General features: G+C 45.9%; 22 protein-coding genes. 15 read left to right on the top strand and 7 right to left on the bottom strand.

What is annotated here, in order from left to right:
* Positions 1-28 precede the first annotated feature (28 nt).
* The 7 genes from tdh (at position 29) to OU793_RS21560 (ending at position 7,580) form a co-directional block, all read left to right on the top strand.
* Positions 29-1,060, top strand: coding sequence for an L-threonine 3-dehydrogenase (gene tdh / locus OU793_RS21590; protein ID WP_005478141.1), 1,032 nt, complete (start codon positions 29-31; stop codon positions 1,058-1,060).
* Positions 1,061-1,459: 399 nt separating this feature from the next.
* Complete coding sequence (locus OU793_RS21585; protein ID WP_005485799.1) at positions 1,460-2,005, top strand: spore coat U domain-containing protein; 546 nt, start codon at positions 1,460-1,462, stop codon at positions 2,003-2,005.
* A 39-nt stretch (positions 2,006-2,044) separates the two neighbouring features.
* The gene (locus tag OU793_RS21580) at positions 2,045-2,542 is read left to right on the top strand and encodes a spore coat U domain-containing protein (protein ID WP_031831189.1); all 498 of its coding nucleotides are present in this window, start codon (positions 2,045-2,047) and stop codon (positions 2,540-2,542) included.
* A gap of 21 nt (positions 2,543-2,563) precedes the next feature.
* Complete coding sequence (locus OU793_RS21575) at positions 2,564-3,322, top strand: molecular chaperone (RefSeq protein WP_031779531.1); 759 nt, start codon at positions 2,564-2,566, stop codon at positions 3,320-3,322.
* 59 nt (positions 3,323-3,381) lie between these two features.
* Positions 3,382-5,757: a fimbria/pilus outer membrane usher protein gene (locus OU793_RS21570; RefSeq protein WP_025632951.1), complete on the top strand. Its 2,376-nt coding sequence runs from the start codon at positions 3,382-3,384 to the stop codon at positions 5,755-5,757.
* Complete coding sequence (locus OU793_RS21565; RefSeq protein ID WP_025573564.1) at positions 5,754-6,722, top strand: spore coat protein U domain-containing protein; 969 nt, start codon at positions 5,754-5,756, stop codon at positions 6,720-6,722. The genes OU793_RS21570 and OU793_RS21565 overlap by 4 nt, the downstream gene beginning before the upstream one ends.
* A 141-nt stretch (positions 6,723-6,863) precedes the next feature.
* The gene (locus OU793_RS21560; RefSeq protein WP_005499797.1) at positions 6,864-7,580 is read left to right on the top strand and encodes a carbonic anhydrase; all 717 of its coding nucleotides are present in this window, start codon (positions 6,864-6,866) and stop codon (positions 7,578-7,580) included.
* A gap of 83 nt (positions 7,581-7,663) precedes the next feature.
* Here OU793_RS21560 and OU793_RS21555 read toward each other — a convergent pair whose 3' ends face one another.
* Positions 7,664-8,761: a mechanosensitive ion channel family protein gene (locus tag OU793_RS21555; RefSeq protein ID WP_005462887.1), complete on the bottom strand. Its 1,098-nt coding sequence runs from the start codon at positions 8,759-8,761 to the stop codon at positions 7,664-7,666.
* A 259-nt stretch (positions 8,762-9,020) separates the two neighbouring features.
* Between OU793_RS21555 and OU793_RS21550 the strand changes: the two genes are divergently transcribed.
* The gene (locus OU793_RS21550; protein WP_005462888.1) at positions 9,021-9,368 is read left to right on the top strand and encodes a helix-turn-helix transcriptional regulator; all 348 of its coding nucleotides are present in this window, start codon (positions 9,021-9,023) and stop codon (positions 9,366-9,368) included.
* 85 nt (positions 9,369-9,453) lie between these two features.
* Here OU793_RS21550 and lldD read toward each other — a convergent pair whose 3' ends face one another.
* The gene (gene lldD, locus OU793_RS21545; protein WP_005462889.1) at positions 9,454-10,593 is read right to left on the bottom strand and encodes an FMN-dependent L-lactate dehydrogenase LldD; all 1,140 of its coding nucleotides are present in this window, start codon (positions 10,591-10,593) and stop codon (positions 9,454-9,456) included.
* 314 nt (positions 10,594-10,907) lie between these two features.
* Positions 10,908-12,599 carry an L-lactate permease gene (locus OU793_RS21540; protein WP_024702140.1) on the bottom strand — a complete coding sequence of 564 codons (1,692 nt, stop codon included), beginning with the start codon at positions 12,597-12,599 and terminating at the stop codon, positions 10,908-10,910.
* A 162-nt stretch (positions 12,600-12,761) separates the two neighbouring features.
* Here OU793_RS21540 and OU793_RS21535 point away from each other — a divergent pair, with 162 nt between their 5' ends.
* Entirely contained in the window at positions 12,762-13,661 is a 900-nt protein-coding gene (locus tag OU793_RS21535) for a LysR family transcriptional regulator (RefSeq protein WP_005499789.1), read from the top strand.
* Between the two features lie 115 nt (positions 13,662-13,776).
* Positions 13,777-15,810 (top strand): prolyl oligopeptidase family protein, encoded by a 2,034-nt coding sequence (locus OU793_RS21530; protein WP_159404397.1) that lies wholly within the window; start codon positions 13,777-13,779, stop codon positions 15,808-15,810.
* Positions 15,811-16,046: 236 nt separating this feature from the next.
* On the opposite strand, the gene OU793_RS21525 is transcribed toward OU793_RS21530, so the two are convergent.
* Together OU793_RS21525 and OU793_RS21520 are read right to left on the bottom strand one after the other, a co-directional pair.
* Positions 16,047-17,678, bottom strand: a complete 1,632-nt coding sequence (locus tag OU793_RS21525) for an ABC transporter ATP-binding protein (protein WP_031429454.1) — start codon at positions 17,676-17,678, stop codon at positions 16,047-16,049.
* A gap of 89 nt (positions 17,679-17,767) precedes the next feature.
* A complete protein-coding gene (locus OU793_RS21520; RefSeq protein WP_159404396.1) occupies positions 17,768-18,265 on the bottom strand; it encodes a hypothetical protein in 498 nt (165 codons plus the stop codon).
* Between the two features lie 187 nt (positions 18,266-18,452).
* Between OU793_RS21520 and OU793_RS21515 the strand changes: the two genes are divergently transcribed.
* Both OU793_RS21515 and OU793_RS21510 read left to right on the top strand, forming a co-directional pair.
* Complete coding sequence (locus OU793_RS21515; RefSeq protein ID WP_005462897.1) at positions 18,453-20,813, top strand: Lon protease family protein; 2,361 nt, start codon at positions 18,453-18,455, stop codon at positions 20,811-20,813.
* A gap of 234 nt (positions 20,814-21,047) precedes the next feature.
* Positions 21,048-22,676 (top strand): methyl-accepting chemotaxis protein, encoded by a 1,629-nt coding sequence (locus OU793_RS21510; RefSeq protein WP_005478090.1) that lies wholly within the window; start codon positions 21,048-21,050, stop codon positions 22,674-22,676.
* A gap of 123 nt (positions 22,677-22,799) precedes the next feature.
* Here the strand turns inward: OU793_RS21510 and OU793_RS21505 are convergent, their stop codons facing one another.
* The gene (locus OU793_RS21505; RefSeq protein WP_005462902.1) at positions 22,800-23,534 is read right to left on the bottom strand and encodes a flagellar brake protein; all 735 of its coding nucleotides are present in this window, start codon (positions 23,532-23,534) and stop codon (positions 22,800-22,802) included.
* A 150-nt stretch (positions 23,535-23,684) separates the two neighbouring features.
* Here OU793_RS21505 and OU793_RS21500 point away from each other — a divergent pair, with 150 nt between their 5' ends.
* Both OU793_RS21500 and OU793_RS21495 read left to right on the top strand, forming a co-directional pair.
* Positions 23,685-23,960: a GNAT family N-acetyltransferase gene (locus tag OU793_RS21500; protein ID WP_159404395.1), complete on the top strand. Its 276-nt coding sequence runs from the start codon at positions 23,685-23,687 to the stop codon at positions 23,958-23,960.
* Positions 23,961-23,962: 2 nt separating this feature from the next.
* The gene (locus OU793_RS21495; RefSeq protein ID WP_193237416.1) at positions 23,963-24,937 is read left to right on the top strand and encodes a phosphotransferase; all 975 of its coding nucleotides are present in this window, start codon (positions 23,963-23,965) and stop codon (positions 24,935-24,937) included.
* A 46-nt stretch (positions 24,938-24,983) separates the two neighbouring features.
* Here the strand turns inward: OU793_RS21495 and OU793_RS21490 are convergent, their stop codons facing one another.
* Positions 24,984-25,484, bottom strand: coding sequence for a GNAT family N-acetyltransferase (locus tag OU793_RS21490; RefSeq protein WP_005462908.1), 501 nt, complete (start codon positions 25,482-25,484; stop codon positions 24,984-24,986).
* A gap of 395 nt (positions 25,485-25,879) precedes the next feature.
* Here OU793_RS21490 and napG point away from each other — a divergent pair.
* A partial coding sequence (gene napG, locus OU793_RS21485) for a ferredoxin-type protein NapG (RefSeq protein ID WP_274647832.1) occupies positions 25,880-26,601 on the top strand: 722 nt, incomplete at its 3' end.

Below are 26,601 nucleotides of genomic sequence, written 5' to 3'. Positions count from 1 at the left end.
CTGAGCGGGGCAATATTTGGTGAATACTATGAAAATTAAAGCACTATCAAAGCTAAAGCCTGAACAAGGCATTTGGATGACCGAAGTAGACAAACCTGAGGTTGGCCATAACGACATTCTGATCAAAATTAAGAAAACTGCGATTTGTGGTACAGACGTACACATTTACAACTGGGACGAATGGTCACAAAAAACCATTCCAGTACCTATGGTTGTTGGTCACGAATACGTGGGTGAAGTGGTCGCGATTGGTCAGGAAGTTCGTGGCTTTGAAATCGGTGACCGCGTATCTGGCGAAGGTCACATCACTTGTGGTCACTGTCGTAACTGTCGTGGCGGCCGTACTCACTTATGCCGTAACACTATCGGTGTGGGTGTAAACCGTGAAGGCGCATTTGCAGAATACTTGGTTATCCCAGCGTTCAACGCGTTCAAGATCCCAGACGAGATCTCTGACGATCTAGCGTCTATCTTTGACCCGTTTGGTAACGCGGTACACACTGCGCTTTCTTTCGACCTTGTGGGTGAGGACGTGCTGATCACAGGTGCTGGCCCAATCGGTATTATGGCTGCTGCAGTTGCAAAACACGTTGGTGCTCGTCATGTGGTTATCACAGACGTAAACGAATACCGTCTAGAGCTTGCTCGTAAAATGGGCGTAACACGTGCAGTAAACGTGGCTGAAGAGAAGCTTGAAGATGTAATGGCTGAACTAGGCATGACAGAAGGCTTCGACGTAGGTCTTGAAATGTCGGGTAATCCAGCAGCATTCAACTCAATGCTAACAACAATGAACCACGGTGGTCGTATCGCTCTGTTGGGTATTCCGCCATCAGACATGGGTATCGACTGGAACCAAGTGATCTTCAAAGGTCTGGTTATCAAAGGCATTTACGGCCGTGAAATGTTTGAAACGTGGTACAAGATGGCTTCACTGATTCAATCTGGTTTGGATCTATCGCCAATCATCACGCACCACTACAAGATTGATGATTTCCAAGAAGGCTTTGACGTTATGCGCTCTGGCATGTCGGGCAAAGTTATTCTTGATTGGGAATAGTCAGTTTTAGTAAGAAAGCGCTCCAAAAGGGGCGCTTTTTGTTTATTTTAGCCCTATCTTTTTCGTCCATTTTCTTAATTTCAGCCTAGAATTTTACTGCTGTTTAATAACCAATTTCCTGCTCGACTCTGTTCAAATCGACTTTATTTTCTTCTGAAATTTCAGTAAAGCTTCACTTTCTGTATTTAGAACAACCAAATAACCTTTTTATTTTTAATGGTATTTTGTGGTTTTATATCTTGTAAAAAATGCATTTTGTAGTTGTTTGTTTTTTGATTGTGCCTGTTTTTATACCTAACTTACTTCTTTTATATGTTTCGTATCTTATATGCACTTAGTTTGTCATACTTGAGCTATAACTAATAAAACAATCATCGATATACAGTGGAATGTTAGAAAATGGAGCTTTATATGAAAAGAATATATTTGATGATGCCTCTGTTATTAACGTCATTCAGTTGGCAAGCAAACAGCGCCTCAGTGAGCGGCACCATTGATGTTTCCATTAACCTTGTACAAGGTTGTGTGATCAACGGAAATAATGCGGTAGACACTGCTTCTGGTATTGGTTTTGGTTTACTTGATTTCGGCGACGTGCCAGCGATCTTTACTGAGCAAGATGCAGTGGTCAATGGTGGCAGCGCGACGGGCATTGAAGTGCTCTGTAGTAACGGCGTGACTCCGACCTTTACACTTGGCACTGGTTTGTATGACGGAAGTGTAGCAGCTGGCTCCTACGCGATGTCGAATGGTTCCGAGTATATCGAATATAAGCTGTTTACCGATTCAGACAGAAATACCCAAATCGTGCAAAATGGAACGGTGGCGCTTACTGAGTTTACGACCGCAACGGCTCAGACCATTGAGCTTTTTGCGAAAGCTTACGGTACGAGCAGCACTGCGGGATCGTACTCAGATACAATCAGTGTGACATTAAGCTGGTAAACCGTGACGCTGGTTGTTAGAGGCTTTTCACTTGTCGTGATGAGTTGGTGTTCTTCAACTGTGCTGGCTGATGTGACAGAAACCTTTCAAGTATCAGCAACAGTAGACACGGGCTGTTTGATTAATGGCGCAGTACAAGAAGAGAGCGCAACGCAAGCTGGACAAATAGGAACGTTGAATTTTGGTGAACATTCTTCTGTTTATGCAGCGGAAGTACAAGGCAGTGTCACATACAGCTCATCACTTACATTAAGTTGTACTCCGGGTATTGCGATGAATGTTTCTCTAAACGGTGGGCTGAATTCATCGGATGGCGTGCGCAAGTTAAAGCATAGCGAAGAGGTCACTACGGTAGACTACTTTTTGTTTCAGGATCTGGATTACACACAAGTGCTTGATATCGATACACGATATTCCGTCGATACCACTCAAGACTCAGATAATATTCAGTTTCCTATCTGGGCAAAGGCAATAATAAATGGGAATGAAATAGCCGGAATTTATATGGATACGCTTACGCTGACCTTGGAGTGGTAAGTGATGTTTCGGAGGGATGAAATGGAATTCATACTCAAAAAATCATTATTAATAGCGACCTTCCTTTTTGTTTTTATCTCCAATACTAACGCCAATTCATTATTAATTTGGCCGATCTACCCCAAAATAACAGCGGAGACGAATGCGACATACCTTTGGATGGTGAATAAAGGCAACGTTGATTCTTACTTACAAGTGAGGATTTTTAAATGGGGACAAAATGAAGGTGAAGATAACTATTCTAATCAAAATCAACTGATTGCCACGCCACCATTTGTCAAAATTGAACCTGGTGAAAAACAGCTGATTCGCATCCTCAATCAAGATGAAGCCACAGCAGGTAAAGAGTATGCTTACCGAGTGATCATCGATGAACTGCCTCCAACTCACGACCCTCTAACCGATTCGATGGAAAATGAACTCGCTGTTAAAGTTCGAATGCGCTACTCCATCCCCTTATTTATCTATGGAAAAGGGCTTAACAATACTCAACAGCAGAATAAGGACAGTGAGTTGTGGAATGGTTTGCAAGCTCAATTGATTAAGAAAAATAATCAACGCTTTATTCACATTAAAAACTCAGGAAATCATCATGTGCGTCTGGTGAATTTACAACTGGATTCTCCGAATAAAGAACCGTTAATGATTTCTGAAGGATTAGCCGGTTATATTCTTCCAGAGCAATATAAGGTTTGGCCTATTTCATATAAGAATATAAACAATATGAGTTTGAGTGCGAATATTGGAGGTAAACGCTACAAAATACCATTGACGCAATAATGATAATAATGAACAGACGCAATGAAATGTATGTCTTGCTTTGGGTTGGATTACTAAGTATGGCGTGGAGCAATATTGGCCTTTGTGCGAACTCACCCAACAGTTTTTCTGAGTTACCGAATCCTGAAAACTTTTCTTTTGATAAGTTTAACAATATTAGCTTGAAACTAGAATTGGTGATCAATCAAAGAGCGACGGGGCATATTACCGAAGTCGAGCGCATTGGCGAGCAGTACTTTCTCCAGCGGCAAGATCTAATAGCGGTTGGCGTTACGGCCAAATCGTTGCCAGGAACGGAAGACAGGATTGACGTTTCTTCCATTGCTGGGGTTAACGTGCGTTATTTGCAATCGTCATTGCAACTGGCGATCGACGTTCCGCCGAACTGGCTGCCGATGCAGAGTTTATCTGCACACGACATGGGGCGATTTTCTCCAGCTAAGTTTGGTCGTGGGGGACTGTTTAACTACAACGTTTTTGGTGTGTATGAAAACGAAAGCCAACAAAAGGAGGTTTCTATCGATCATGAAATCAGAGCCTTTTCTGAGTTTGGTGTTTTTTCTACAACGGGAATATTTAAATCCAATTTTCACCGCGATGTTCAGTCTCAGCAAAGCAGTCAATACACCCGTTTCGATACAGGGTATGAGTACGCCAATCAGGCGCGACGACTTCGTTTGGAAGTCGGAGACTACATCGTCCGTCCTTTGTCTTGGAGTCAGCCGGTGAGAATGGCGGGCATTCAGTTGTCGCATGATTTCTCTATGCGCCCCGACGTAGTGACGACGCCATTGCCAGCGTTTTATGGTGAGGTCACTGCGCCCACGACCTTGGATTTATTCATCAATGGCTTTAAAACCGACTCAATGGCCGTCGGGCCAGGCCCTTTCGTTATTAACGACATTCCTATGATCTCTGGCGCGGGTGAAGCAACCGTCATTGCGACTGATGCTCAAGGCCGACAAACGGTCATGACCAGCCCGTTTTTCCTCTCTTCCGATTTGTTGAAAACAGGATTTACTTCCTACAGTGCCAGTATTGGTGCGCTCAGAGAAGATTTTGGAAACGCATCGAATGAATATGGTGCTGGTGGCGTTGTTGTAGCGATGCGTCATGGCATGACGGATTGGTTAACCTTGGAAACACAAGCTGAAGCAAAAGATGACCTAATTGTTGCAGGGCTGGGTTTTGTTAGTAATGCGTTCAACTTAGGTACGATAGATGCCTCATTTCGAGTCAGTAATTTTAAAGATCAATCCAGCTCATACGCGCTGAGTTACAGTTACCAATCTAGGTTGTTTAGCTTCGCTGCTAGAACGCAAGTGGAGCAAGCTGATTTCTATACCCTGTCGCATTTGCCAAATTACGAGAAGCTTAATAAAGGGGAGGAGGCATCGCTGAAGTCTCGTCATGTATCGCAAGTCAATATGGGAGTACGGCTAGGGGATTGGGGCTCACTTTCCGGTGGTTATTTCGATATTCAGCAAACCGATTCTAGCTCGCGTACGCTCAATCTTACGTACAGTTATGCTCTGCCTTTTGATATCAATATGTCGCTCTCTTACAACCACAGTATTGGTGGTCAGGCAGTGACATTAGCACAGTTCTCGTTGCCCTTTGGTTCGCTTGGCGGCAGTGCCGGCTTAACGCTGAAAAGGGAAGATGATGGCGATGTGCGAGGGCGAGTTGGATACAGTCGCCTCGCGCCTATAAAAGGCGGGTGGGGTATCAATTTAGCGCATGACCTCAATGAAGATCCTGAAAACCGTAAGCAAGCCGATTTGACCTATCGTGCCTCGTGGGCTCAGTTTCGAGGAGGGCTCAATGGCACCAGTGGGAATTATGATTATTTTGCGGAAATGGCGGGTTCGGTCTCGACATTGGATGGCAAAATCTTCCCTGCTAACGAAGTGTATGACAGCTTTGCCGTGGTCAGCACCAGTGGTTTTGACGGTATTCCGGTTAAATATGAAAACCAAATTGTTGGCGTGACTGACGAGGATGGCTATTTGCTAGTGCCTTGGGCTACCGCGTATTACACCGCCAAATATGAAATTGACCCACTCACTTTACCAGCGAATGCGGCATTTTCGACGACAGAGCAGTTCGCTTCGATACATGCAGGTTACGGTTATTTATTAGAGTTTCCCATAGAGCTGCAAATTGCATTGAGTATGACCGTTGTGGATGAAAATCACCTAGTCCTGCCGCTTGGCACGTTTGGGCGTTCAGAGACAGGATTAGTCAGTCAAATTGGGTGGGATGGGTTTACCTACTTTGAAGGCGTTGACCCGGGCAGTTACATTCTGTTTTATCCTCAAGGGCAGTCACCATGTAAAGTTTCAATTGAAGGGTTGTATGAGCGCGAGAGTCAAAAAATACAAACACTGAATAGTCTGGTTTGCCTCAAAACAGAAGATGAGGCGGCACTATGATTTTGCATCGCTGGCTGGCTAGTCTACTTCTCTTTTTCTCGTGCTCGACAATAGCTTGTCAGCTCACTGCGTCAACACCTTCAATCCAGTTTGGTAGCGTTTCCTCATTTACGGTGTCGAGCACTCAGCAACAAAGTTCAGCCCAGCCGCATGCGGGGATAACATGTGATTTTTCGACACTTGTGTCGTTGTTGAGTGGCGACTATGTGTCTGTCATATTTACCAGCCTCAATGGTGGGCAGATGACCACCCAAGGAGATGCCAGTTCGGTAATTAACTATCAGATTTTTGGCGATTCAAGCCTTTCACAAGAGTATGTTTTTGGCCAATTGTACACCTTCACAGACACCGACTTGTTAGATTTGTTGGGGCTGTTTGGAGACCAAGTTGAGTTCCCTCTTTATGCTCGGACGGGAGCTGGAAGTAACCTTTCGGCCGGAATTTATACAGACCAAATTATGGCGTCTTGGACTTGGAATTACTGCAAGGGCGTAGGTCTGCCAGGAGTATGTATTATGCGGACTGAGGGGAGTGCTCAAAGTACTATTACGGTCGAGTTGGAAGTGACTCCCGACTGTATGATCACCGCGCCGGATATTGATTTTGGTTCATCCCCATTGGTGGCGGGCTTCGATCCCGTTAGTCAGGTTATATCGTTAACTTGTACCAAGAACAGTTCCTTCACCATTGGTTTAAACGACGGCGTAAATGCTTCAGGAGGCCAACGAAGGATGGTATCTGATGGTAACTATTTGGAATATGAAATCTATAAGTCTTCATCGACGGAGCGCTGGGGCTCGGCTGGTGCTGAGCGCCGCGAACAGAGCGATGTTGATACTGGCGATGCCATTCCAGATGGTATCACTCCACAGAACTACAATTATCGCGCGCAGATAATGACAAGCCAAAATACCCCTCCAGCGGGCACTTATACCGACTCAATAATCGTTGATGTTCAATTTTGAGCATCATATCAATTGCATGACTAGAGGAGTTGATTCCAAAGTTTGTTTGCAATCATAGTTTCCACTCTGTAACGACCGAATCCTGTGAGATTAGTATGGCTTTGCTTTTACAACACTTCACTTGAAGGGATAAGGAAAATCATGAAAAAGTCACTTACAGCGATTGGATTGTCTTTGGTATTCGTTGGTTCGGCCAACGCAGCAAACTGGGGTTACGAAGGAAGTCACGGACCAGAGCATTGGGGCGAGTTTGCTTCTGAATGTGCGCAAGGTAAAAACCAAAGCCCGATTGATATTCATGCGGCGACGCAAGCTGAATTAGCAAAACTGCAATTGGATTACCAAGGCAAAGTGGTTGCGCTAACAAACAATGGTCACACATTGCAAACCAGCATTGAGGGAGAGAATGTTCTGACCATTGATGGCAAAGCGTTTGCTTTAAAGCAGTTTCATTTCCACACACCATCTGAAAACCATGTCGACGGCAAATCTTACCCATTGGAAGCGCATTACGTTCATGCCGATGAGCAAGGCAATCTCGCAGTAGTGGCGGTATTTTTTGAACAAGGCAAAGCCAATCCTGCTTTGGCGAATCTGCTAGAAAATGTGCCGGAAAGAGATCAAAACGTAGCGATTCGCGCTCCTTTTGATGCAAACGCTTTGATTCCTAGCGACAAAGACTACTACCGATTTAACGGCTCATTGACCACGCCACCATGTTCAGAAGGCGTGCGTTGGCTTGTGATCAAAGATCCACAAAGCATTTCGGCAGAGCAAATTGCGCAATTTGAACACGTCATGGGGGAAAACAATCGTCCAGTTCAACCGCTCAATGCGCGTATGGTTCTTACCAAATAACCGATGTTTTTTGAGATTTTGTAAGCCCGAAATAAAACAAAGCCCACTCAATGTTGAGTGGGCTTTGTGTGTTTAAGAGCGAATTAAAAACCGCTGTCTTCTTGATTTTTCGCCATTTGAATCGGGTCGAGCTTCAGTGTTTGAGTCGGGAACGCGATATCTGCGTTGTGCTCTTTAATGATGCCGACGACTTTCAATAAGACGTCTTGTTTCACTTCGTGGTATCTCACCCAGTTCACGGTTTTCGTGAAGGTGTAAATAAAGAAGTTCAACGATGATGGGCCAAAGGTATCAAAGTTCACAATCAAGGTTTGGCGCGTATCGATATCTTTGTGATTCTTTAACATTTCGCGCACTGCGGTGATGATTTCTGGCACTTTGTCGGCATCATCGTAACGCAAGCCCACCACTTCGTAGATTCGACGGTTTAGCATTCGGGAAGGGTTTTCAACCACGATGTTGCTAAACACGGAGTTCGGCACATAAAGTGGACGTTTATCAAACGTGCGGATGCTGGTCATGCGCCAACCAATGCGTTCTACGGTGCCCTCGATTTGACGATCTGGAGAGCGAATCCAATCGCCTACTTTGAATGGACGATCGAAGTAAATCATCAAACCACCGAAGAAGTTCGACAGCAAATCTTTTGCAGCAAGACCTACGATTAAGCCACCCACACCACCAAACGTCAGCAGACCAGACAGAGACAAGCCAAATGCCTGCATGATGGTTAATACGCCGATAGTGATGATGAATAAGCGCCCAACTTTTGCGATGGCTTGAACGGTGGTTTCGTCTCGGTTTTTCTGTTCCAGAACGAAATCTTCGATATTGGTGATCAGCCGCATGACGGTCCATACGAAGACGCTGATAATAAGAATCAGCTTGAGCGTGCTCAGCCAATTGATCTTGTCATTCAGTTCGCTTTCTAAAATGATGCCGAGTGACACCGTAGCAGGCCAACACCAAATGAGTGTGCTCACTGGCGCTTTGAGCGCATCAAGCAACATGTTATCCCAATGAAAAGGGGTTTTCTCGACAAGAATTGCAAGACGGGAACGGATGACTCGCCAAGCGATCCATGCGATAAAACTGGCTAACGTGATAAAAAGAACACTTCCGCTCCAATCCTGACTATGCGCTTGTACATAGTTTTGTAAATCGGTAAACCACTGTGACATAAGTAACTTTTATTTCTGATGAACCATGGTGGGAAAGGTAGCAGATATTGAAGTATCACCCCAGTAATTTCCGGGATTTCGTCCATTTATCACTATTATCTGATGAATTTTGAATCGAAAGCGGACGCGTGCAAGCCTTACCATACCTTTGCTGAGCGCAAATATTCGAACGATCAATTATAAGTTCTCTGACTTATCGCTAACATTTATCTCAAGTAAGTGTGAGAGTGTATTGGCACTTGAATTATCGGAGGCAGATATGGAATTTACAGAGCTGGATAGAAACGCGCTCTACGACATCTGGATGTCACAAAAAGCCAAAATGCACATCACTCAAATGGAAATGGCAAAGCGCCTAGGTTTGAGCCTACATGAGTTTTCTGGCTTGTTACGTGGTAATTCGCCACTGACGCTAGGTTTTATCAAACAACTTTGTGAACAGCTGCATGTGCGTCCTGGGCAAGTGATTCCATCATTGACTGAGAGAGAACTGTCGGCGGCGGGATCGGTTCATTTGCAAAACCGAGTGACAGTGGATGGTGACATCCGCAATGTGTTCATTGAAGGCAACCAAGTCGTCATTGAGTACGTTCACCAAGTTAGCTAGCTTGCTCGTCAAATTATCGGGTTGAAGAGCAATAAAAAACGAGCCAATTGAGGCTCGTTTTTTCGTTTCTGCTTATTCGTAAAGATTATGGGATTTTCACCAACGAATCGCGAGATAGGTCAGCAATGGTTTTTGCGCCAGTCAGCGTCATAGCCACGCGCATTTCTTTGTCGTATAGGTCGAGTAGGTTTTCTACGCCAGCGCCACCTTGTGCAGCAAGCGCGTAAACGAATGAACGACCAAGCAGCGTACAGTCTGCGCCAAGTGCAAGCATACGAACAACATCCAAACCAGTACGAATACCAGAGTCTACGAAGATCTTCAGATCGCCTTTTACGGCGTCCGCAATGCTTGGCAGAGCTTTCGCTGTTGATAGTACGCCATCGAGCTGACGACCACCGTGGTTTGATACCACAATGCCATCTGCACCGAAACGTACCGCATCTTTCGCGTCTTCTTCATCCAGAATGCCTTTGATGACCATTGGGCCATCCCAAAAATCACGAATCCACTCAAGATCTTTCCAAGAGATCGATGGGTCGAAGTTCGCGCCCAACCAGCCGATGTAGTCTTCTAGTTTCGTTGGTTCACCACGATACGTTGAGATGTTACCAAGATCGTGTGGCTTACCTAGCAAGCCAACATCCACCGCCCAGCTTGGGTGACGCATGGCTTGGAATACGCGGCGCATTGCTGCGTTAGGGCCACTCATACCAGAGTGCATGTCACGGTAACGCGCACCTGGAACTGGCATGTCTACCGTGAACACCAATGTAGTAACGCCTGCTGCTTTTGCACGCTCAAGAACGTTTTTCATAAAGCCGCGGTCTTTTAGCACGTAAAGCTGGAACCACATTGGACGCTCAATGGCTGGTGCCACTTCTTCAATCGGACAAACCGACACAGTCGACATGGTAAAAGGAATGCCTTTTTTCTCTGCCGCTTTTGCTGCTTGTACTTCACCACGGCGAGCGTACATGCCAGTTAGACCAACAGGTGCCAGTGCGATTGGCATCGCAAGTTTCTCACCGAAAATCTCGGTCTCCAGACTCAAGTCTGTCATATCGCGTAGGACGCGCTGGCGTAGTGCAACATCGCCTAAATCGTCAGTATTACGCTTCAGAGTGCGCTCGTCGTAAGAGCCGCCATCAATATAATGGAATAGAAACGGAGGTAGCTTGGCTTTCGCGGCAGCGCGGTAATCGGTAGAAGCTGAGATAATCATAATTGTGTCCTAGCGGTTATTCTAAGCAAAGTTGTGGAGCATTTGCTCTTAAGTGAGCTTTCATCGCACTAAGCGCTAAAAGCATCAAAATGAGTATAGTTACCTTTGCATCACTTACTTTTGAATCTGCGATTTAGGTAACCCACTTACATAATTGGTTGAACAATCTTGATTTAATCGCTCAGTCAGTTATGCAAACTGGAAAGGTGACACAGCTGCCGGGGGAATTGATGTAGCAAGCTAAATCAACATGTCGGGGTAGTAGTGCTGACAGCTGTGTCAAATCGGGCAGGGCAGTGAGCCCTGCATTCGTATTACTTCATCAAGACGTCGGTGAGTTGGAATCCGTAAATCAGAACCAAACCGATGATGCCTGTCATTACTAGGTAGTAGAACGTTGGGATGATCGTCTTACGCAAGGTTGCGCCTTCACGACCTAGTAGACCGACGGTTGCGGATGCCGCCACCACGTTGTGAATGGCAATCATGTTACCCGCAGCCGCGCCAACGGCTTGCAGTGACACTACAACCACGCTTGAGATAGACAATGTCTGCGCGACTTCGAATTGGAACTGGCTGAACATCATGTTTGATACGGTATTCGAACCTGCGATGAATGCACCTAGCGCACCAACCGTTGCACTTAATGCTGGGAATGCAGAGCCAACGAGGTCTGAGGCAAAGTTCGCGGTTGTTACAGGCATACTTGCTAGGTCAGCACCGTTCACACCTGAGTTGATGAAGATACGTACCATCGGGATAGTGAACACCAATACGAAGCCTGCACCGATTAGCGTTTTGCTTGACTCGCCGAATGCTTCACGCAAAGGTTTTGCGCTACCACTTTGCAGTACAGCAGCAAGCAGAGCAACGAACACCAATACACCACCAGGAAGGTAAAGCGGCTGAATCGCAGCGCTAACGCCTGTCTCGCCTAGAATGTTGCTAAACGACATGCTGACGCTTTGCAATAGACCTTTAAACTCAGAGCTTACGCGGCTTGCTACCAAAATAACGGCCAGCATTACATAAGGAATCCACGCTTTTACCAAGCTCATTGGCTTACCAGGATTGTCGTGCAGATCCACTTTCAAAGAGCCTAGCCACTCTGCTGGCCATTTGTCTTCGCTTTCAAAATCCCATTTTGTTTTAGGAACTAGGAAGCCTTTTTTCGCAGCAGTTACGACGATAGAAAGACCAACCAAACCACCAATCAGCGATGGGAATTCAGCGCCCAAGAACACGCCAGTTAATGCGTAAGGAACGGTAAATGACACACCTGCGAATAGCGCAAACGGTAGAATATCCAGACCTTCGCTCCAGCTTCTGTTCTTGCCGAAGAAACGTGTTAACATCATCGCCATCAATACAGGAATCATCGTACCAACCACGGCATGAATTACGGCAACGTTAGCCGTGATGTGCTGTAGGTATGCTTCCCATGTTGAGCCTTGAGCTGCCAACGCTTCACTGATGTTGTGCGTATCCAAACCTTTGTTTACACCCACGATAATCGGCGTACCCACTGCACCAAACGATACTGGCGTTGATTGAATCATCATGCCCATTAGTACAGCTGCTAGGGCAGGGAAACCGATCGCAACCAATAGTGGTGCGGCGATCGCTGCTGGTGTACCAAAGCCCGATGCACCTTCGATGAATGAGCCAAAACACCAAGCAATAATGATGGCTTGAACTCGACGATCGGCAGAGATATCGGTAAATCCGTTACGGATAGTGGTGATCGCTCCAGTGTGTTTTAAAGTGTTGAGCAAGAAGATGGCACCAAACACGATCCAAAGAACAGAGACAGTAATTCCTAAACCTTGGAATACTGATGCCAGTACGCGAGTAGCTGACATATCCCAAAACATTAGGGCGATAGCGACGGTTAAACCGAACGCAACAGGCATAGCTTTTTTAGCAGGCCAGTTGAGACCAACCAATAAAATGGCGGCAACAACAATTGGCGAAAAGGCCACTAGGGCTAGTAGGGTTTCACTCATTTGTACATCCTTCGTACGCTGACTTCTCGAACGGTGTCAATCCGCTGTAGAGGCGACTTTTTGTTGTAATGGTTTTGTTAATTTGGCGTGAATTTACTCCTTTATTTTTTATTGATATAGGGAAATAATGAAAATAATTAATTCCAAAAGTGACATAATTGTATGCGAGCAGACGACTTAATCCTGTTTTCTCAGGTCATCGAATTAGGCAGTTTTAGTAAGGTTGCAGAGGCAAATAACCTTACAAATTCGGTAGTTAGCAAAAGAATGGCGCGACTAGAAGAAGAGATAGGTGCACAACTATTATATCGAACTACGCGCAAATTGACCCTGACCGAAGCTGGGAAGGTGTTGTTACACAGTGCTAAAAATGTGAAGCAAGCCACTCAGGAGGCTATGGACGCTGTTGCAGGCTTTGGAGAGAATGTGAGCGGTCATATCAAGATGTCGGTGCCGACTATCTCCGGTGACTTGATTCTTGCCGACGCGGTGGCGGAGTTTTGTAACCTTCATCCGGGGCTCACTGTCGATATGTCGCTCGATAATCGCTTTGTTGATCTTGTCGCCGATGGTTACGATTTGGTCATCCGAACCGGTTACTTGGAAGACTCCAGTTTAATTGCTCGGCATATACTCGACTCTCAATGGGTGGTATGCGCATCGCCTTCTTATATTGCTAAAAACGGCAAACCTATCGAACCTATCGATCTGACTTCGCACAACTGTTTGCAATACGCTTATCAAACCACCGGTGCATCGGAGTGGGAATTTAAGAGTGACGAAGGCAATTATATTGTTCGAGTCTCTGGAAGCTTTTCAACCGACAATGCCACCGCTCTGCGCAAAGCAGCATTAGGCGGACACGGTATTGCGTATGTGCCTCGCTGTTTGGTGTACCACGATATTCGTAATGGCCAGCTGGTGGATATTTTCCCCGAACTGGTCGGCAAAAAGCTGGGCATTTACGCGGTATATCCGTTTACGCGTCAGCCGCCGAATAAGGTTAAGCTGCTTATCGAGCACATTCGCGAACGTTATCTCACCATTTCTCATTACTTCTAGGTGCTTCATATTGTTTGCATTTTTTGGTTGAATTTCGCCACTTGAGCCCTAATCTAGCTATTGAGAATAAATCTCAATAAAAACAAAACACTTCAAACGGAGTAACACGGACGTTATGCATTACCCAAAAACACGTAAAGATTCTGTCGTGGACACTTATTTTGGTCACGACATTGCCGACCCTTATCGCTGGTTAGAAGATGATCGCAGTGAAGAAACCGCACAATGGGTTTCGGGTCAAAACTCAGTGACCTTCGATTTTCTTGGTCAGATCCCTTACCGCCAACAAATCCGTGACTTAGTCGCGAACAGCCAAAACTACGAAAAATATTCCCAGCCATTTGTACGTGGTGACTACACCTACTTCTACAAAAACGACGGTTTGCAAAACCAAAGCGTATTGTATCGCCGTAAAGACGAGGGAGAAGCCGAGGTCTTCCTTGACCCAAATACTTTCTCCGAAGAGGGCACGACCTCTCTTGGCGAAGTCAGCTTCTCGAAAGATTATCGTTTGGTGGCATATTCCATCTCGGAAGGAGGCAGTGACTGGCGTAAGATTTTTGTCATTGATACGGAAACTAAAGAACAGCTAGAGCCAGAGATCGTTGATGCGAAGTTTACGTCTATTTCTTGGCTGGGCAGCAAAGGCTTCTATTACTCAAGTTACGATAAGCCGCAAGGCAGCGAGTTGTCTGCTCGAACTGAGCATCACAAGCTTTATTATCATGAACTTGGTACCCCTCAATCTGAAGACAAAGTGATTTTTGGTGAGCAGGAGGCTCAGATTCATCGTTATGTGTCTGGTACGACGACGACGGATGATCGCTTCCTCATTATTTCTGGCGCAGAATCCACATCGGGTAATCGTCTGTTTTATATCGACTTACAGTCTGACTCCCAAGCGATTGTGACACTGCGCGATACGACGCAAGGCGACACCTACTTGATTGATAGCCAAGACGAAACCTTGCTGCTTTACACTAACCTAGAAGCGCCGAACGGCAAAGTTGTCAGCTACAACACTCAGACAGAACAATGGGCTGACGTGATTGCTGAACAAGAACAGCCGCTAGAAATCAGCAAAGGTGGCGGTTATCTGTTTGCGACTTATATGGTGGATGTGCTTTCTAAAGTGCAGCAGTTTAATTACCAAGGTGAGTGGATTCGAGATGTAGAACTGCCGGGAGAAGGCACGGCTTACGGTCTAGCAGGTAAAAAAGAAGAAACCACGCTGTATTACACCTTTACTAACTACGTGACACCACCGACGATCTTCTCATTTGATGTCGAATCTGGTGCATCGACGCTTTATCAAGAATCAAAAGCGCCGTTCGATCGCAATGAGTATGAGTCAAAACAGGTGTTCTACACCTCAAAAGATGGCACGCAAGTTCCAATTATCATCTCATACAAGAAGGGCATCTCGCTTGATGGCAGTGCGCCAACCATGCTGTATGGTTATGGCGGTTTTAACATCAGCCTCACTCCGATGTTTTCTGGCAATGTGGCCAACTGGCTAGAATTGGGTGGCATTTACGCTGTCGCCAACATGCGAGGCGGCGGTGAATATGGTAAAGCTTGGCACAATGCAGGCACTCAGCAGCAAAAGCAAAACGTGTTTGATGACTTTATTGCGGCAGCGGAATACCTAATTGAAAACGACTACACCAGCTCGGAGCGACTAGCGATTCGTGGTGGTTCTAACGGTGGTTTGTTAGTTGGAGCGTGTATGACGCAACGTCCTGAACTATTCAAAGTTGCGCTGCCTGCGGTTGGTGTGCTTGATATGCTGCGTTACCACACATTTACGTCTGGTGAAGGCTGGAAGTACGACTACGGCACGTCAGAACAAAGTGAAGCGATGTTCCGATACTTACTTGGGTATTCACCTGTTCACAATGTAAAAGAAGGCGTGCAGTACCCTGCTACCTTGGTGACAACCGCTGATCATGACGACCGAGTTGTGCCTGCTCACTCGTATAAGTTTATTGCCGAACTGCAAGACAAACAGCAAGGCGAAAATCCGGTGTTGATTCGTATTGATGTGAATGCAGGTCATGGTGCCGGTATGCCGCTCAGCAAGCAAATCGATCTCACGACCGATGTGTACGCATTTACGCTACACAACATGGGTATCGAGTCGATTTAACGATTTTGAGCTTTAGAGAATAAAAAATGCCGCGACAGAATCGCGGCATTTTTCATGGTTGGGGGAACTCAAGTAATACTGTTTTTCAGTATTGTTGAGTCAGGTTGACTAAGTCTGACTCGATGAACCAACCAGTCTCGGCGGCCAAACCGAAAGGCAGCTACGCCATTCTCAAGTAAAGATGAAATAATCATCTTTACTTAATCCTAGTTCATTAATATGAAACTGTGATGAATCTAAGCAGCATCATTTTGATTTTCATTGTTTTCAAGATCAAATGAGGCATCAATCAGTTTTCTAGTGTACTCACTTTTTGGGTGATGGAAAATCTCTTGTGCGCTTCCTTGCTCCATCACTTCTCCTTTTTGCATTACTAATACGCGATCAGAAAGCGCCTTAACCACTGATAAATCATGGCTTATGAACAAATAACCGATATTGTGTTTTTTCTGCAAGTCTTTGAGAAGATCGATGACAGTGAGTTGCACTGAGCGATCTAAGGCTGAGGTCGGCTCATCAAGCAAGATAAACGACGGTTCCAAAATCAAGGCTCGTGCAATCGCAATACGTTGACGTTGCCCACCGGAAAATTCGTGCGGATAGCGGTTTATAGATGCGGGATCCAAACGTACTTCGCGCAGAACATCACGCGCTTTCTGCATGCGTTCTTTCTTGTTTAAATATGGCCGGTGGACGGTTAACCCTTCAGTGATGATTTCCCCGATGGTCATACGTGGTGAAAGCGAACCGTATGGGTCTTGGAACACCATTTGTACGTCTTTTTTCAGATCGAACCGCTCTTTGTCGCTGAGTGAGGCCATATTTTGACCTTTAAACTCAATTTTTCCGGTAGACGGTAGCAAACCGATCAACGCACGCCCTAACGTGGATTTACCCGAACCGGATTCACCAACAATGCCTAGTGTTTCGCCCTGTTTCAGTTGTAACGAGATGCCTTTTACCGCTTCGAAGTACTCGTTTTTGCTTGCGATAAAGTGAGGCGTCACCAAAAACTTCACACGAATGTCTTCAGCGTTGAGCAATTCCGACGCATTCTCGTCAACGGGGGTTTTGCTTCCTTTCGGAATCGAGTTAATCAGCATTTTGGTGTATTCATGCTGAGGATCAGAAAATAGGTGCTCAGTGATGTCTTCTTCAACGACCTCACCTTTGCACATCACCAACACACGATCGGCAAAGTGTTTCACCACGCCTAGGTCATGGGTGATAAATAAAATAGCCATCCCCATTTTTGCTTGAATCTCTTTAATCAGCAGTAGCACTTCCGCCTGAACGGTAACGTCAAGCGCGGTTGTCGGCTCATCGGCAATTAAGATGTCTGGTTCGTTAATTAGCGCCATGGCAATCATGATGCGCTGTAATTGGCCTCCAGAAAACTCATGGGGATACTTATCATAGGCTTGTTGCGGGTTCGGCAAATGAACCAAATCAAACAGTTCAAGCACACGTTCTTTGGCTTTGCGCTGATTGACGGAGCGATGACACATCATGGCTTCCGCCACTTGAATACCGACCCGCATATACGGATTCAGTGAAGTCATTGGCTCTTGGAATATCATTCCGATGCGATCGCCGCGAATGCGCTGCATTTGTCGCTCAGTTTTGTCCAGAATGGATTCGCCTTCAAACATGATCGACGAGTCTGGATGGACAATGGCGTTGTCTGGTAGCAGCTTCATTAAAGCGTTGGTGGAAACTGATTTACCCGAACCAGATTCGCCGACGATAGACAGCGTTTCACCCGCTTGTAGCTCGAAGCTAACATTCTTTACTGCATCGACGATCCCATCGTTTGTCGTAAAGCTGACAGACAAGTTGTTCACCGAAAGAATGGTTTGAGAAGACATCACGTATCCTTGTGTTTGATATAGCAAATAAACCTAGAGCAATGGTGATGGCGCTGAAATCCTGCTGCTTTCCATTGCTCTGGTACTCATTAGTTGTAGAGGTGGGGAGCAACCGCTTCTGCTGAGCTCATTGCCTGTAAATGCAAAAACTGTTCATGGGCGCGAGTGACATGGTCCAGCTCTATCATCCATTGAGCATTGCGCTGCGCAGAGCAAAATGCGGCCATGTGTGCAAGTAAGTCCTCACTTTGCTGACCGAGTAGGTGGCCAACACGCTCAATCAGCTCATGGCTTTCAAGCTGCAAAAATTGGAACAACGCATAAGTTTGGTTGAGGGCTGAAAATGCGTCGCGCTGTAATCCCAATTTGTTGAGGATCTCCGATTGCGCCACGCTCGCATCGCGTAATCCGCTGACCAGACACACAAATTGGCAAGGCTTGGTAAGGTCATTCTCTAGCGCCTTATGGATATGGCTAGGCAAGTGATTGAGCACATCTTCGTATAAGCGATGAGCTTCTGGCCAATGGCCTTGATCCATCAATTGCTCCGCTTTCAAATAGCGCATCCAGCATTGCTCAATATTCATGTCCATCTCCACAAAAGTTGATTTGCTGAAGATATTAAATGAAATTGATTATCAATTGCAAGTGCGTGTTGTTTTCATTTTTGTGGTCATAAAGTGTGCGATTAAACCATGGTGTAAGCTAAATCACTTAAAATTAAACAAATAATCTCTACACTCAAGTTACGACAATAAGAAAAAGGAAGCGGATATGGCAATACTAAGATTGGAACCTCAACAGCTATATTCTGTAGCGGATCTAGAGAATATGCCATGTAAGTCGACCAAGGAACTGCCTCCTATTGACGAAATCGTGGGACAAGAGCGTGCGCAAAAAGCGGTCGAGTTTGCGATGTCAATTAAGGAAAAAGGGTACAACATTTACGCCATCGGTCAGAACGGGCTAGGTAAGCGCACGATGATTCTGCGCTATTTGAATCGTCACCAGCATGACGCCGATGCGTTATTTGACTGGTGTTACGTCGCGAATTTTGAAGATACACGCACGCCTAAAGTGTTAAAGCTCCCTTGTGGAATCGGTAACAAACTGCGTGTTGATATTGAAGCCTTAATGGGGAAATTGCTTAACGCGCTGCCATTAGCTTTTGATAACGAAATGTACTTTAGCCGTGCTGATCGTTTGAAAAACCAGTTGGCAAACAAACAGCAAAATGAATTGGACCGCATTAGTCGTGAAGCTAAAGAGCACGGCATCAGCCTGACGATCACATCGCAAGGCGATTATCAATTTGTCGCCATGAATGGCGATGAGTTGCACACTGAAGAATCTTTTGATGCCTTGAGCAAAAAAGAGCAAGAACAGTTCAGTGACAGCATTGATGCGTTAGAGGTGAGTTTACGTTCCATGGTGCGTGAACTGACCGAGTGGGAGGATACCTACAGCGACAAAATCAAAAAGTTGAATGATGAAGTTACGCTCGACGTGATTACTCACTTCATTAAAAAGCTCAAAGTGGATTATTCGGAATACTCCGAAATCAAAACCTATTTGACGGAGCTGCAAAAAGATATCGTTGAAAACGCGGATATTTTCCTCGATCAAAGTGGTGAACAAGGTGAGATTGCTGCTGCGTCTTTAGATAAAAAGTTGCCTCGTCGCTACAAAGTGAACGTGTTAGTGAGTCGTAACAACAGCGATTTCCCAATCGTGGTGGAAGAGAACCCAAATTACCACTCACTGTTTGGCTCGATTGAAACTGCGACATTCAAAGGGACGGTCTTTACCGACTTCTCATTGATCCGTGCAGGTAGTTTGCACAAAGCCAACGGCGGCGTTCTGTTGATGGACGCGCAAAAAGTGTTGGAGCAGCCGTATGTCTGGGATGGCTTAAAACGTGCGCTGCGCTCTCGCCAACTAAGCTTTACGTCATTAGAAAAAGAGGTGACGTTGACGGGGGCGGTTTCATTAGATCCTGAACCGATCCCGCTTGATATCAAAATCATCTTGTTTGGTGATTACCGAACTTACCAATTACTCCAACATTACGATCCAGAGTTCAGCGAATTGTTCCGTGTGACGGCAGATTTCGAAGACGAAATGAAACGTACGCCGGAGTCTGAGCTGCATTACGCGCGCTTTATCTCTAGCGTGGTGCATGACAACAATATGCTGCATTGCGATCGCAAAGCCATTGCTCGAATCATCGAATACAGCTCACGTTTGTCTGGCGACCAATCCAAGCTATCTCTGCATTCGGCTAATATCGCCAACTTGCTTCGAGAGTCAAACTACGTGGCTCGCCAAGCAAACTCAAACATGATCCGCATTGGCCACGTCGAAGAGGCGATGAAAAATCAGGAGATGCGTGTCAGCCGTTTGCGAGACAGCGTGATGGAGACGTTCTTAAACGGCACTACGTTGATTCTCACTGAGGGTTCGGCGATAGGGCAAGTGAACGCGTTGTCGGTGTTGAGTACCAGCGATTATATGTTTGGTGCGCCTAACCGTATCACTGCCACGACATGCTACGGCGATGGCGACGTTATCGATATTGAACGCAGCGTCGATCTTGGCGGCAGTATCCACTCGAAAGGTGTGATGATCCTATCGGCTTATCTGTCTTCCGTATTCGGCAAAACGGCGCGAGTGCCACTCACGACGACGATTACCTTTGAGCAATCTTACGGTGGTGTCGACGGCGACAGCGCGAGCATGGCAGAGTTTTGCGCTGTCGTTTCGGCTTTTTCTAAACAACCAAATCGACAAGATATCGCGATCACGGGGTCAATGAACCAATTTGGTGAAGCGCAGCCGATTGGTGGCGTAAACGAAAAAATCGAAGGTTTCTATGATGTGTGTGTGATCAAAGGTCGTCACTCCGGACAGGGCGTGATCATTCCTCGTTCGAATGTTCATAACTTGATGCTACGCGCTGACATCGTGAAAGCGGTAGAAAAAGGGGAGTTCCATATTTGGGCAATTGACCACGTTACTGAGGCCATTGAACTGTTCACCGGCAAGGTGGCAGGTGAGCCGACAGATGAAGGTTCTTACCCGATTGATACGATTTTTGGCCTTGCTCAAGCGAAGCTCAATTCGCTGAGAAAGTAAGCGATATTCGCTCTGGATGTGAATAAATATCATCACAATTAATCACAACTTGTAATAACGACAATATCCCGACACTAGTGTCGGGATATTGTCAATAACAGATTGAAAATGGGGACTTTTTGTACTAGACAAAAGTGTGATCGACCTCTAATATTCGCCACTTGTTTATTCGTCCGGGAACAATCCCGTCGCATGGAAGCAAGTAGGCATCACGCATATAACTGAGGTCCAGTCATGCAGCTATCACTGAAAAACTTGTCAGTACGAACCCAAATTTTGGTTCCGGTATTATTTACCGCTATTGTTTTGTTTATTGCTCTGTGGATTACTAAAAACAATCTTCAAGCGGAGCAAGACGTTATTGCTTCTAACCAAGAGTCTTTGGTTTTCCATAAAGACACTTTGGCGCGTATCGACGATCAAATTTACCCATTGCGCATCAGCGCGGTTTACGCAATTTACGATGCTTCTCGTCGTGAAACGTTCCTAAATGAGCTAAAAGCAGGCTTGAAACAAGTTGAAGCGGATCTAAGTGCAATCGAAGCGCGAAACCTGTTTCGTGAAGATGCGATTGAAGTGCGTAAAGCGATTGAAGCGTATGTGCAGTACTCACAGCGCTCTGTAGCGTTTTTCAACCAATACGATCAAGGTCTTAAATCAGACAACGAATACCGTGCATTTATTTCTGAGTACCGCCGTGTTGGTAACGAAATGGTGCAAGGCATCAACACTTTGTCTAAACACGTGAACGATCAAGCGGTTGAATCAACGGCAAAAAGTAACGCACAAAACGAGCGTGTTCAAACTAATGCGATGCTGACGGTTCTTGCAGTGTTTGTGTTCTCGCTTATTGGCGCGTGGTTCCTATCTGGCATGATTGTTACACCAATCCAAAAGCTGCAACGTGTGATGCGTGAACTGGCGGCTGGTAACCTTTCTGTTCGTGCGGATGTCGAAGGCGACAACGAGATTGCTCAGTTAAGCAAAGACGTTAACCAAACCGCGTCTCAACTTTACAGCATCGTTGATCAGTTAACTCGAATCAGTGAAGAAGTGGCGTCTGCATCGACAGAACTTGCTGCAGTAATGACGCAAGCAGAAGCGAACGCACAACAAGAACTGGCAGAAATCGAGCAAGTTGCTTCTGCGGTAAATGAGCTAGCAAGCACTGCAAACAACGTAAGTGACAATGCGACCTCTGCTGATGCGACAGCACGCGAAGCGGACGGTCTAGCGCAATCTGGTTTGGCTATCTTCCAAGAAAGTGCAGACGCAAGTGCGCAAATGTCTCAAGCATTGAACGATGCCGCGCAAGTTGTACTGCGTCTAAAAGAGCAATCAGTACAGATCAACGATGTTATCGAAGTGATTCGCGGTGTATCTGAACAAACGAACTTGTTGGCGTTGAACGCAGCGATTGAAGCTGCACGTGCTGGTGAATCTGGTCGTGGTTTTGCGGTAGTAGCGGATGAAGTTCGTATGCTAGCGGCACGAACTCAAGATTCAACGCAAGAAATCTCAACAATCATTGAAGAACTACAAGCGCAATCTGGCCTTGCTAACGACAGCATGCAAGTTAGCCTAGAAATGTTGACTCGCAACAACGAGCTGACTCAGCAAGCGAACGATGCGTTGATCGGTATTACAGAATCTGTTGCGAACATCAACGATTCAAACACGCAAGTAGCGACAGCTGCGGAAGAGCAATCTCAAGTCACTCAAGACATCAACCGCAACGTGGTTAACATGTCTGAACTTGTGAACCAAAATGTAGCGGGCATCAGCCAAAGCGCAAGCGCAAGTAGCGAGCTATCACTACTGGCTGAAAAGCAAAAAGAACAGTTGAGCTTCTTTAAGCTGTAAGCTTTTGCTTTACGTTTTTAAATATGGTCTCAGCAAAAAGGCACCCTCGGGTGCCTTTTTAATGCTCGTTTTTCAAGAACGAATACGTGCTCTAGCAACTTCATGGCTCTAGGCCGTTCGAATTTATTTTAACTTCAGCTTGGTGCCGTCGAATTTGAGATGACTCAGCAGACTCTTGGCGTTAGTCTTGCCTACCTCATCAAACTCCATTCCGTAGCGGGCATAGTGAGTCGATTTTTGCAGGTTACAAATACGACCATTCAATGGCGCTAACAGGCGACCATCACTCGGCATGGTGAGGTCTAGAGTGATACGGTCGCCAACTTGTAAAGGTCGGCTCATTGGCGATGTCACAAAACGACAGCCGCTGCGAGACAAGTCTCTGATCTCACACTCACTTCGATATTCATCCAAGCGGACTCGCGCTTTCAAATTCACCTCATAACGCACTTCTTTACGAAGTTGGAATACCTGCATTGTATTGGGAAGGCTAAGCACTAAAATGGGATAAGGGTCGCCCAAGCGATGTTGAAGCTGAGCCCTAAAAGGAATGACTGCGCCTTCGCCACGATGAGAATACGCTTTTACGTTAATCCAAAAGCCTTCTTGAAAATAGAATTTCAAATCTTCATCGGAAATATTCGGAACTTCGATCAATGCCGTATTGTTAGAGTGGCAGCCGACAAACGTACTGGTGGTGATGAACTTCGTTCCAACAGGCGTGGTCACATTGAGAGTGACTTCACTACCATGCTCAACCATCGCCATTGCATCGGTGCTGTTTAATGTGGTGGCCTGACGTTCTGGTGCTCTCTTACTCTGCAGAGGTAGATTGCCGTCTCTGGCACTGGTTATCATATTTCTCATTCTTATTGTCGTACCTGATTTGAGAAGAGGTGACTGCTATGAAATTTAGCACTAAACGACTGGGTGTCTTTGCGTGGTAATGATTTTATTCAGTGATATAGTTTGATTCAATAAATCCGTAACAAAATTAGAGAAGAAGATATGCATAAAGTGATTCACGACACTGAAAGTGGCCTCTTTTGGGTTGATTTAGAGCAAGACTTCCAAGCAAAAGTGGTCTATGAGTTGAAAAATGATGTGATGCACATAACATCGACGGTCGTACCAGAAGAGCTGCGAGGCAAAGGTTATGGAAAAGTAATGATGGAAGCGGTACTCCCAGAAATTGAAGAACTGGGCTATAAAATCGAACCGGTTTGCCCGTATGTGGCGCATTACATCAACCGTAACCAAGCTTGGTCGCATCTTCTTGCTTGAGTATGAATGACCACCACCTTTTGTATCAAAATATCAGCCAGGATCTTGATCTCGGTGCATTGCTGTCGAGCGAAGTAATCCAGTCACTTTGGGGCGGTTACGGAGAATTGGTTCGGCTGATATTCGCTAAACGCTCTGTCATTGTAAAACACGTCAAATTGCCTAAACCTTCTGAACACCCTAGAGGCTGGAATACAGACCGTTCTCACCAAAGAAAGCTGCACTCTTATCAGGTTGAAGTCAGTTGGTACGCGCATTTTTCCGGAGTCATGGACTCGCACTGTCGAGTACCACAAGGCTTAAAAACGTTCCAGTCGGAGAATGAATGGCTCATTGTGATGGAAGACCTTGCCGAGGCGGGCTTTCCAAAAATCATCACCGATGCAAAGCTAGAGCATCTACGAGCCTGCCTTGCTTGGTTAGCGAATTTTCATGCGCGCTACATCGGTGTTCGCTCGGATAAGCTGTGGCATACCGGCACGTACTGGCACTTGGCAACCAGACCCGATGAGCTTGAGGCATTGCAAGACAGTGAGCTAAAAAATGCCGCTCAATTGATTGATCAAACGCTTTCGCAAGCCAAGTTCAAGACGCTTGTACACGGTGATGCCAAATTGGCGAACTTCTGTTTTGCGCAAGATGAATTGAGCGTTGCTGCGGTCGACTTTCAATACGTCGGACATGGCTGTGCGATGAAAGATGTGGCACTGTTTATGAGTAGCGCCGTCAAGCCAGAGCGTTGTGCAGAGATGGAAGTTTGGGTCTTGGATACGTATTTCGCTCAGTTGCAACAGGCGTTAATGGTTTATCAGCCGAATCTCGACCCCGATGAAGTCGAGCGTGAATGGCGTCCTTTGTTTGCGGTTGCGTGGGCTGACTTTCAGCGCTTTGTGAAAGGTTGGAGTCCTGACCACTGGAAGATCAATCCCTACACTGAAGCATTGACTCGCAGAGCGTTGGCTTACTTACGAAAGTGAGTCGAAGTTTAAAAAGAAAAGCCTCCAACTAGTAGGAGGCTTTTCTTTATTTTTTACTTGGTCTGATACGTGCCATGTAATAGGTATTGATGAACTCGCCATCTCGGAATGAGGCATCAATCGCCTCTCCTTCAATTTCAAAACCATGCTTTTTGTACAGGCCAATCGCGGCCTCGTTGTCGGCATTCACTTCTAACTGAATGCGTCTAACATTCAACCAGTTATCCGCCAACTCGGTGATGGTTTCAATCAACTTGCTTCCCACGCCTAGGCCGTGAAACTGGTCGTGAACGCCAATACCAAACGCGGCCGTGTGCGCCGTTCTTGGGCGCTGCGAGTGATGAAAGCCAATGTTACCCACTACTTTACCATCGATTTCAGCGACGTAGCTGTAAACGCCAGCGGGCATGTTTGACAATCGTTCTACCCACATTGCGAGCGAAGGTTTTGGGAGTTGCAGGGTTTCACGTTGTGCTTTTGGTTGTGAATAGATTTCTACGAGTGCCGCTGCGTCTTCAACGGTCGTTGGACGTACGATAATTTCCATGCTTCTCTCCTTCGCTTTTTAGTATTAATTTTCAATCTAACCACAGTTTTTTATTTTGGATAGTGTTTTTTGATGTTTGAGAGATAAACACCTTTTAAATTAGGTTGTTATAGCGATATTTGTCTAAATTTTAGTAGTCATTTATCTTCGAATTTAGCGAATAGATTGCAAAGGTGTTGAATTATTGTACTGAAAATGGCGTGCACAGCAGAGTATCGTGGTGAATTTCATGTTGGAGGAAATAAATGGAATTATTCAAACTGTGACGGCGGCACTGTACATCAGTTGACCTGAATCAATTGAGGGTGGAGTTACCTCTTATGAGGTATGGGGAAGAGGTACGTTTAGCGCTATTTATGCTTAACTTGATAAAGGAGTTTCGTTGAGGAAATAGCATGAAATCCTCTCAGTCTAAAACATCGCAAAGTCGGCGCCGATTTTTGCGTGATACTGTCCGAACTGCGGCAGGCGTTGGCGCAGCGGCGTGTGTGTTGGGCTTACAATCGCTGCAAAGCCAAGCTCGAGAAACCAAAGGTGTGCCTATTCGCCCACCCGGTGCTTTGCCAGAAGGCGATTTCGAATCAGCCTGTATTCGATGTGGCTTGTGTGTTCAAGCATGCCCTTACGACACATTGAAACTCGCGACATTACTTTCTCCTGTAGCCACTGGTTCTCCTTACTTTACTGCGCGCGATATTCCCTGCGAAATGTGCGAAGACATTCCTTGTGTGGTGGCTTGCCCGAGTGGGGCGCTGGATCCGAAGTTAACCGATATTGATGATGCTCGAATGGGCACAGCGGTTCTTATTGACCATGAAACTTGCCTTAACTGGCAAGGGCTACGATGCGACGTTTGCTATCGCGTTTGTCCGCTGATTGATGAAGCCATCACATTGGAGATGGTTCACAACGACCGAACTGGCTATCACGCCAAACTTATCCCTACAGTGAATTCAGAAGTGTGTACTGGGTGCGGTAAGTGCGAACAAGCGTGTGTGTTGGATGTTGCTGCTATTAAAGTTGTCCCGACGGATTTGGCGAAAGGCAAAGTGGGCAGCCATTACAATTTTGGTTGGAAAGAGATCGACAAACCACTCGAAAATATCCTCCCTAGTGA

The sequence above is a fragment of the Vibrio sp. VP6 genome (assembly GCF_028823755.1).
GTDB classification, from domain to species: Bacteria; Pseudomonadota; Gammaproteobacteria; order Enterobacterales; family Vibrionaceae; genus Vibrio; species Vibrio parahaemolyticus.
Note: the sequence above shows the minus strand (reverse complement) of the source record. Positions and strands in the feature narration are given on the sequence as shown.

Coding starts and splice junctions, on each gene's coding strand:
- OU793_RS21580 (WP_031831189.1), top strand. CDS start 2,045: ATGAGTTGGTGTTCTTCAACTGTGCTGGCTGATGTGACAGAAACCTTT.
- OU793_RS21525 (WP_031429454.1), bottom strand. CDS start 17,678: ATGTCTTCTCAAACCATTCTTTCGGTGAACAACTTGTCTGTCAGCTTT.
- lldD (WP_005462889.1), bottom strand. CDS start 10,593: ATGATTATCTCAGCTTCTACCGATTACCGCGCTGCCGCGAAAGCCAAG.
- OU793_RS21515 (WP_005462897.1), top strand. CDS start 18,453: ATGGCAATACTAAGATTGGAACCTCAACAGCTATATTCTGTAGCGGAT.
- OU793_RS21520 (WP_159404396.1), bottom strand. CDS start 18,265: ATGAATATTGAGCAATGCTGGATGCGCTATTTGAAAGCGGAGCAATTG.
- OU793_RS21535 (WP_005499789.1), top strand. CDS start 12,762: ATGCGAGCAGACGACTTAATCCTGTTTTCTCAGGTCATCGAATTAGGC.
- tdh (WP_005478141.1), top strand. CDS start 29: ATGAAAATTAAAGCACTATCAAAGCTAAAGCCTGAACAAGGCATTTGG.
- OU793_RS21500 (WP_159404395.1), top strand. CDS start 23,685: ATGCATAAAGTGATTCACGACACTGAAAGTGGCCTCTTTTGGGTTGAT.
- OU793_RS21510 (WP_005478090.1), top strand. CDS start 21,048: ATGCAGCTATCACTGAAAAACTTGTCAGTACGAACCCAAATTTTGGTT.
- OU793_RS21560 (WP_005499797.1), top strand. CDS start 6,864: ATGAAAAAGTCACTTACAGCGATTGGATTGTCTTTGGTATTCGTTGGT.
- OU793_RS21540 (WP_024702140.1), bottom strand. CDS start 12,599: ATGAGTGAAACCCTACTAGCCCTAGTGGCCTTTTCGCCAATTGTTGTT.
- OU793_RS21565 (WP_025573564.1), top strand. CDS start 5,754: ATGATTTTGCATCGCTGGCTGGCTAGTCTACTTCTCTTTTTCTCGTGC.
- OU793_RS21570 (WP_025632951.1), top strand. CDS start 3,382: ATGGCGTGGAGCAATATTGGCCTTTGTGCGAACTCACCCAACAGTTTT.
- OU793_RS21530 (WP_159404397.1), top strand. CDS start 13,777: ATGCATTACCCAAAAACACGTAAAGATTCTGTCGTGGACACTTATTTT.
- OU793_RS21555 (WP_005462887.1), bottom strand. CDS start 8,761: ATGTCACAGTGGTTTACCGATTTACAAAACTATGTACAAGCGCATAGT.
- OU793_RS21495 (WP_193237416.1), top strand. CDS start 23,963: ATGAATGACCACCACCTTTTGTATCAAAATATCAGCCAGGATCTTGAT.
- OU793_RS21490 (WP_005462908.1), bottom strand. CDS start 25,484: ATGGAAATTATCGTACGTCCAACGACCGTTGAAGACGCAGCGGCACTC.
- OU793_RS21550 (WP_005462888.1), top strand. CDS start 9,021: ATGGAATTTACAGAGCTGGATAGAAACGCGCTCTACGACATCTGGATG.
- OU793_RS21585 (WP_005485799.1), top strand. CDS start 1,460: ATGGAGCTTTATATGAAAAGAATATATTTGATGATGCCTCTGTTATTA.
- OU793_RS21505 (WP_005462902.1), bottom strand. CDS start 23,534: ATGATAACCAGTGCCAGAGACGGCAATCTACCTCTGCAGAGTAAGAGA.
- OU793_RS21575 (WP_031779531.1), top strand. CDS start 2,564: ATGGAATTCATACTCAAAAAATCATTATTAATAGCGACCTTCCTTTTT.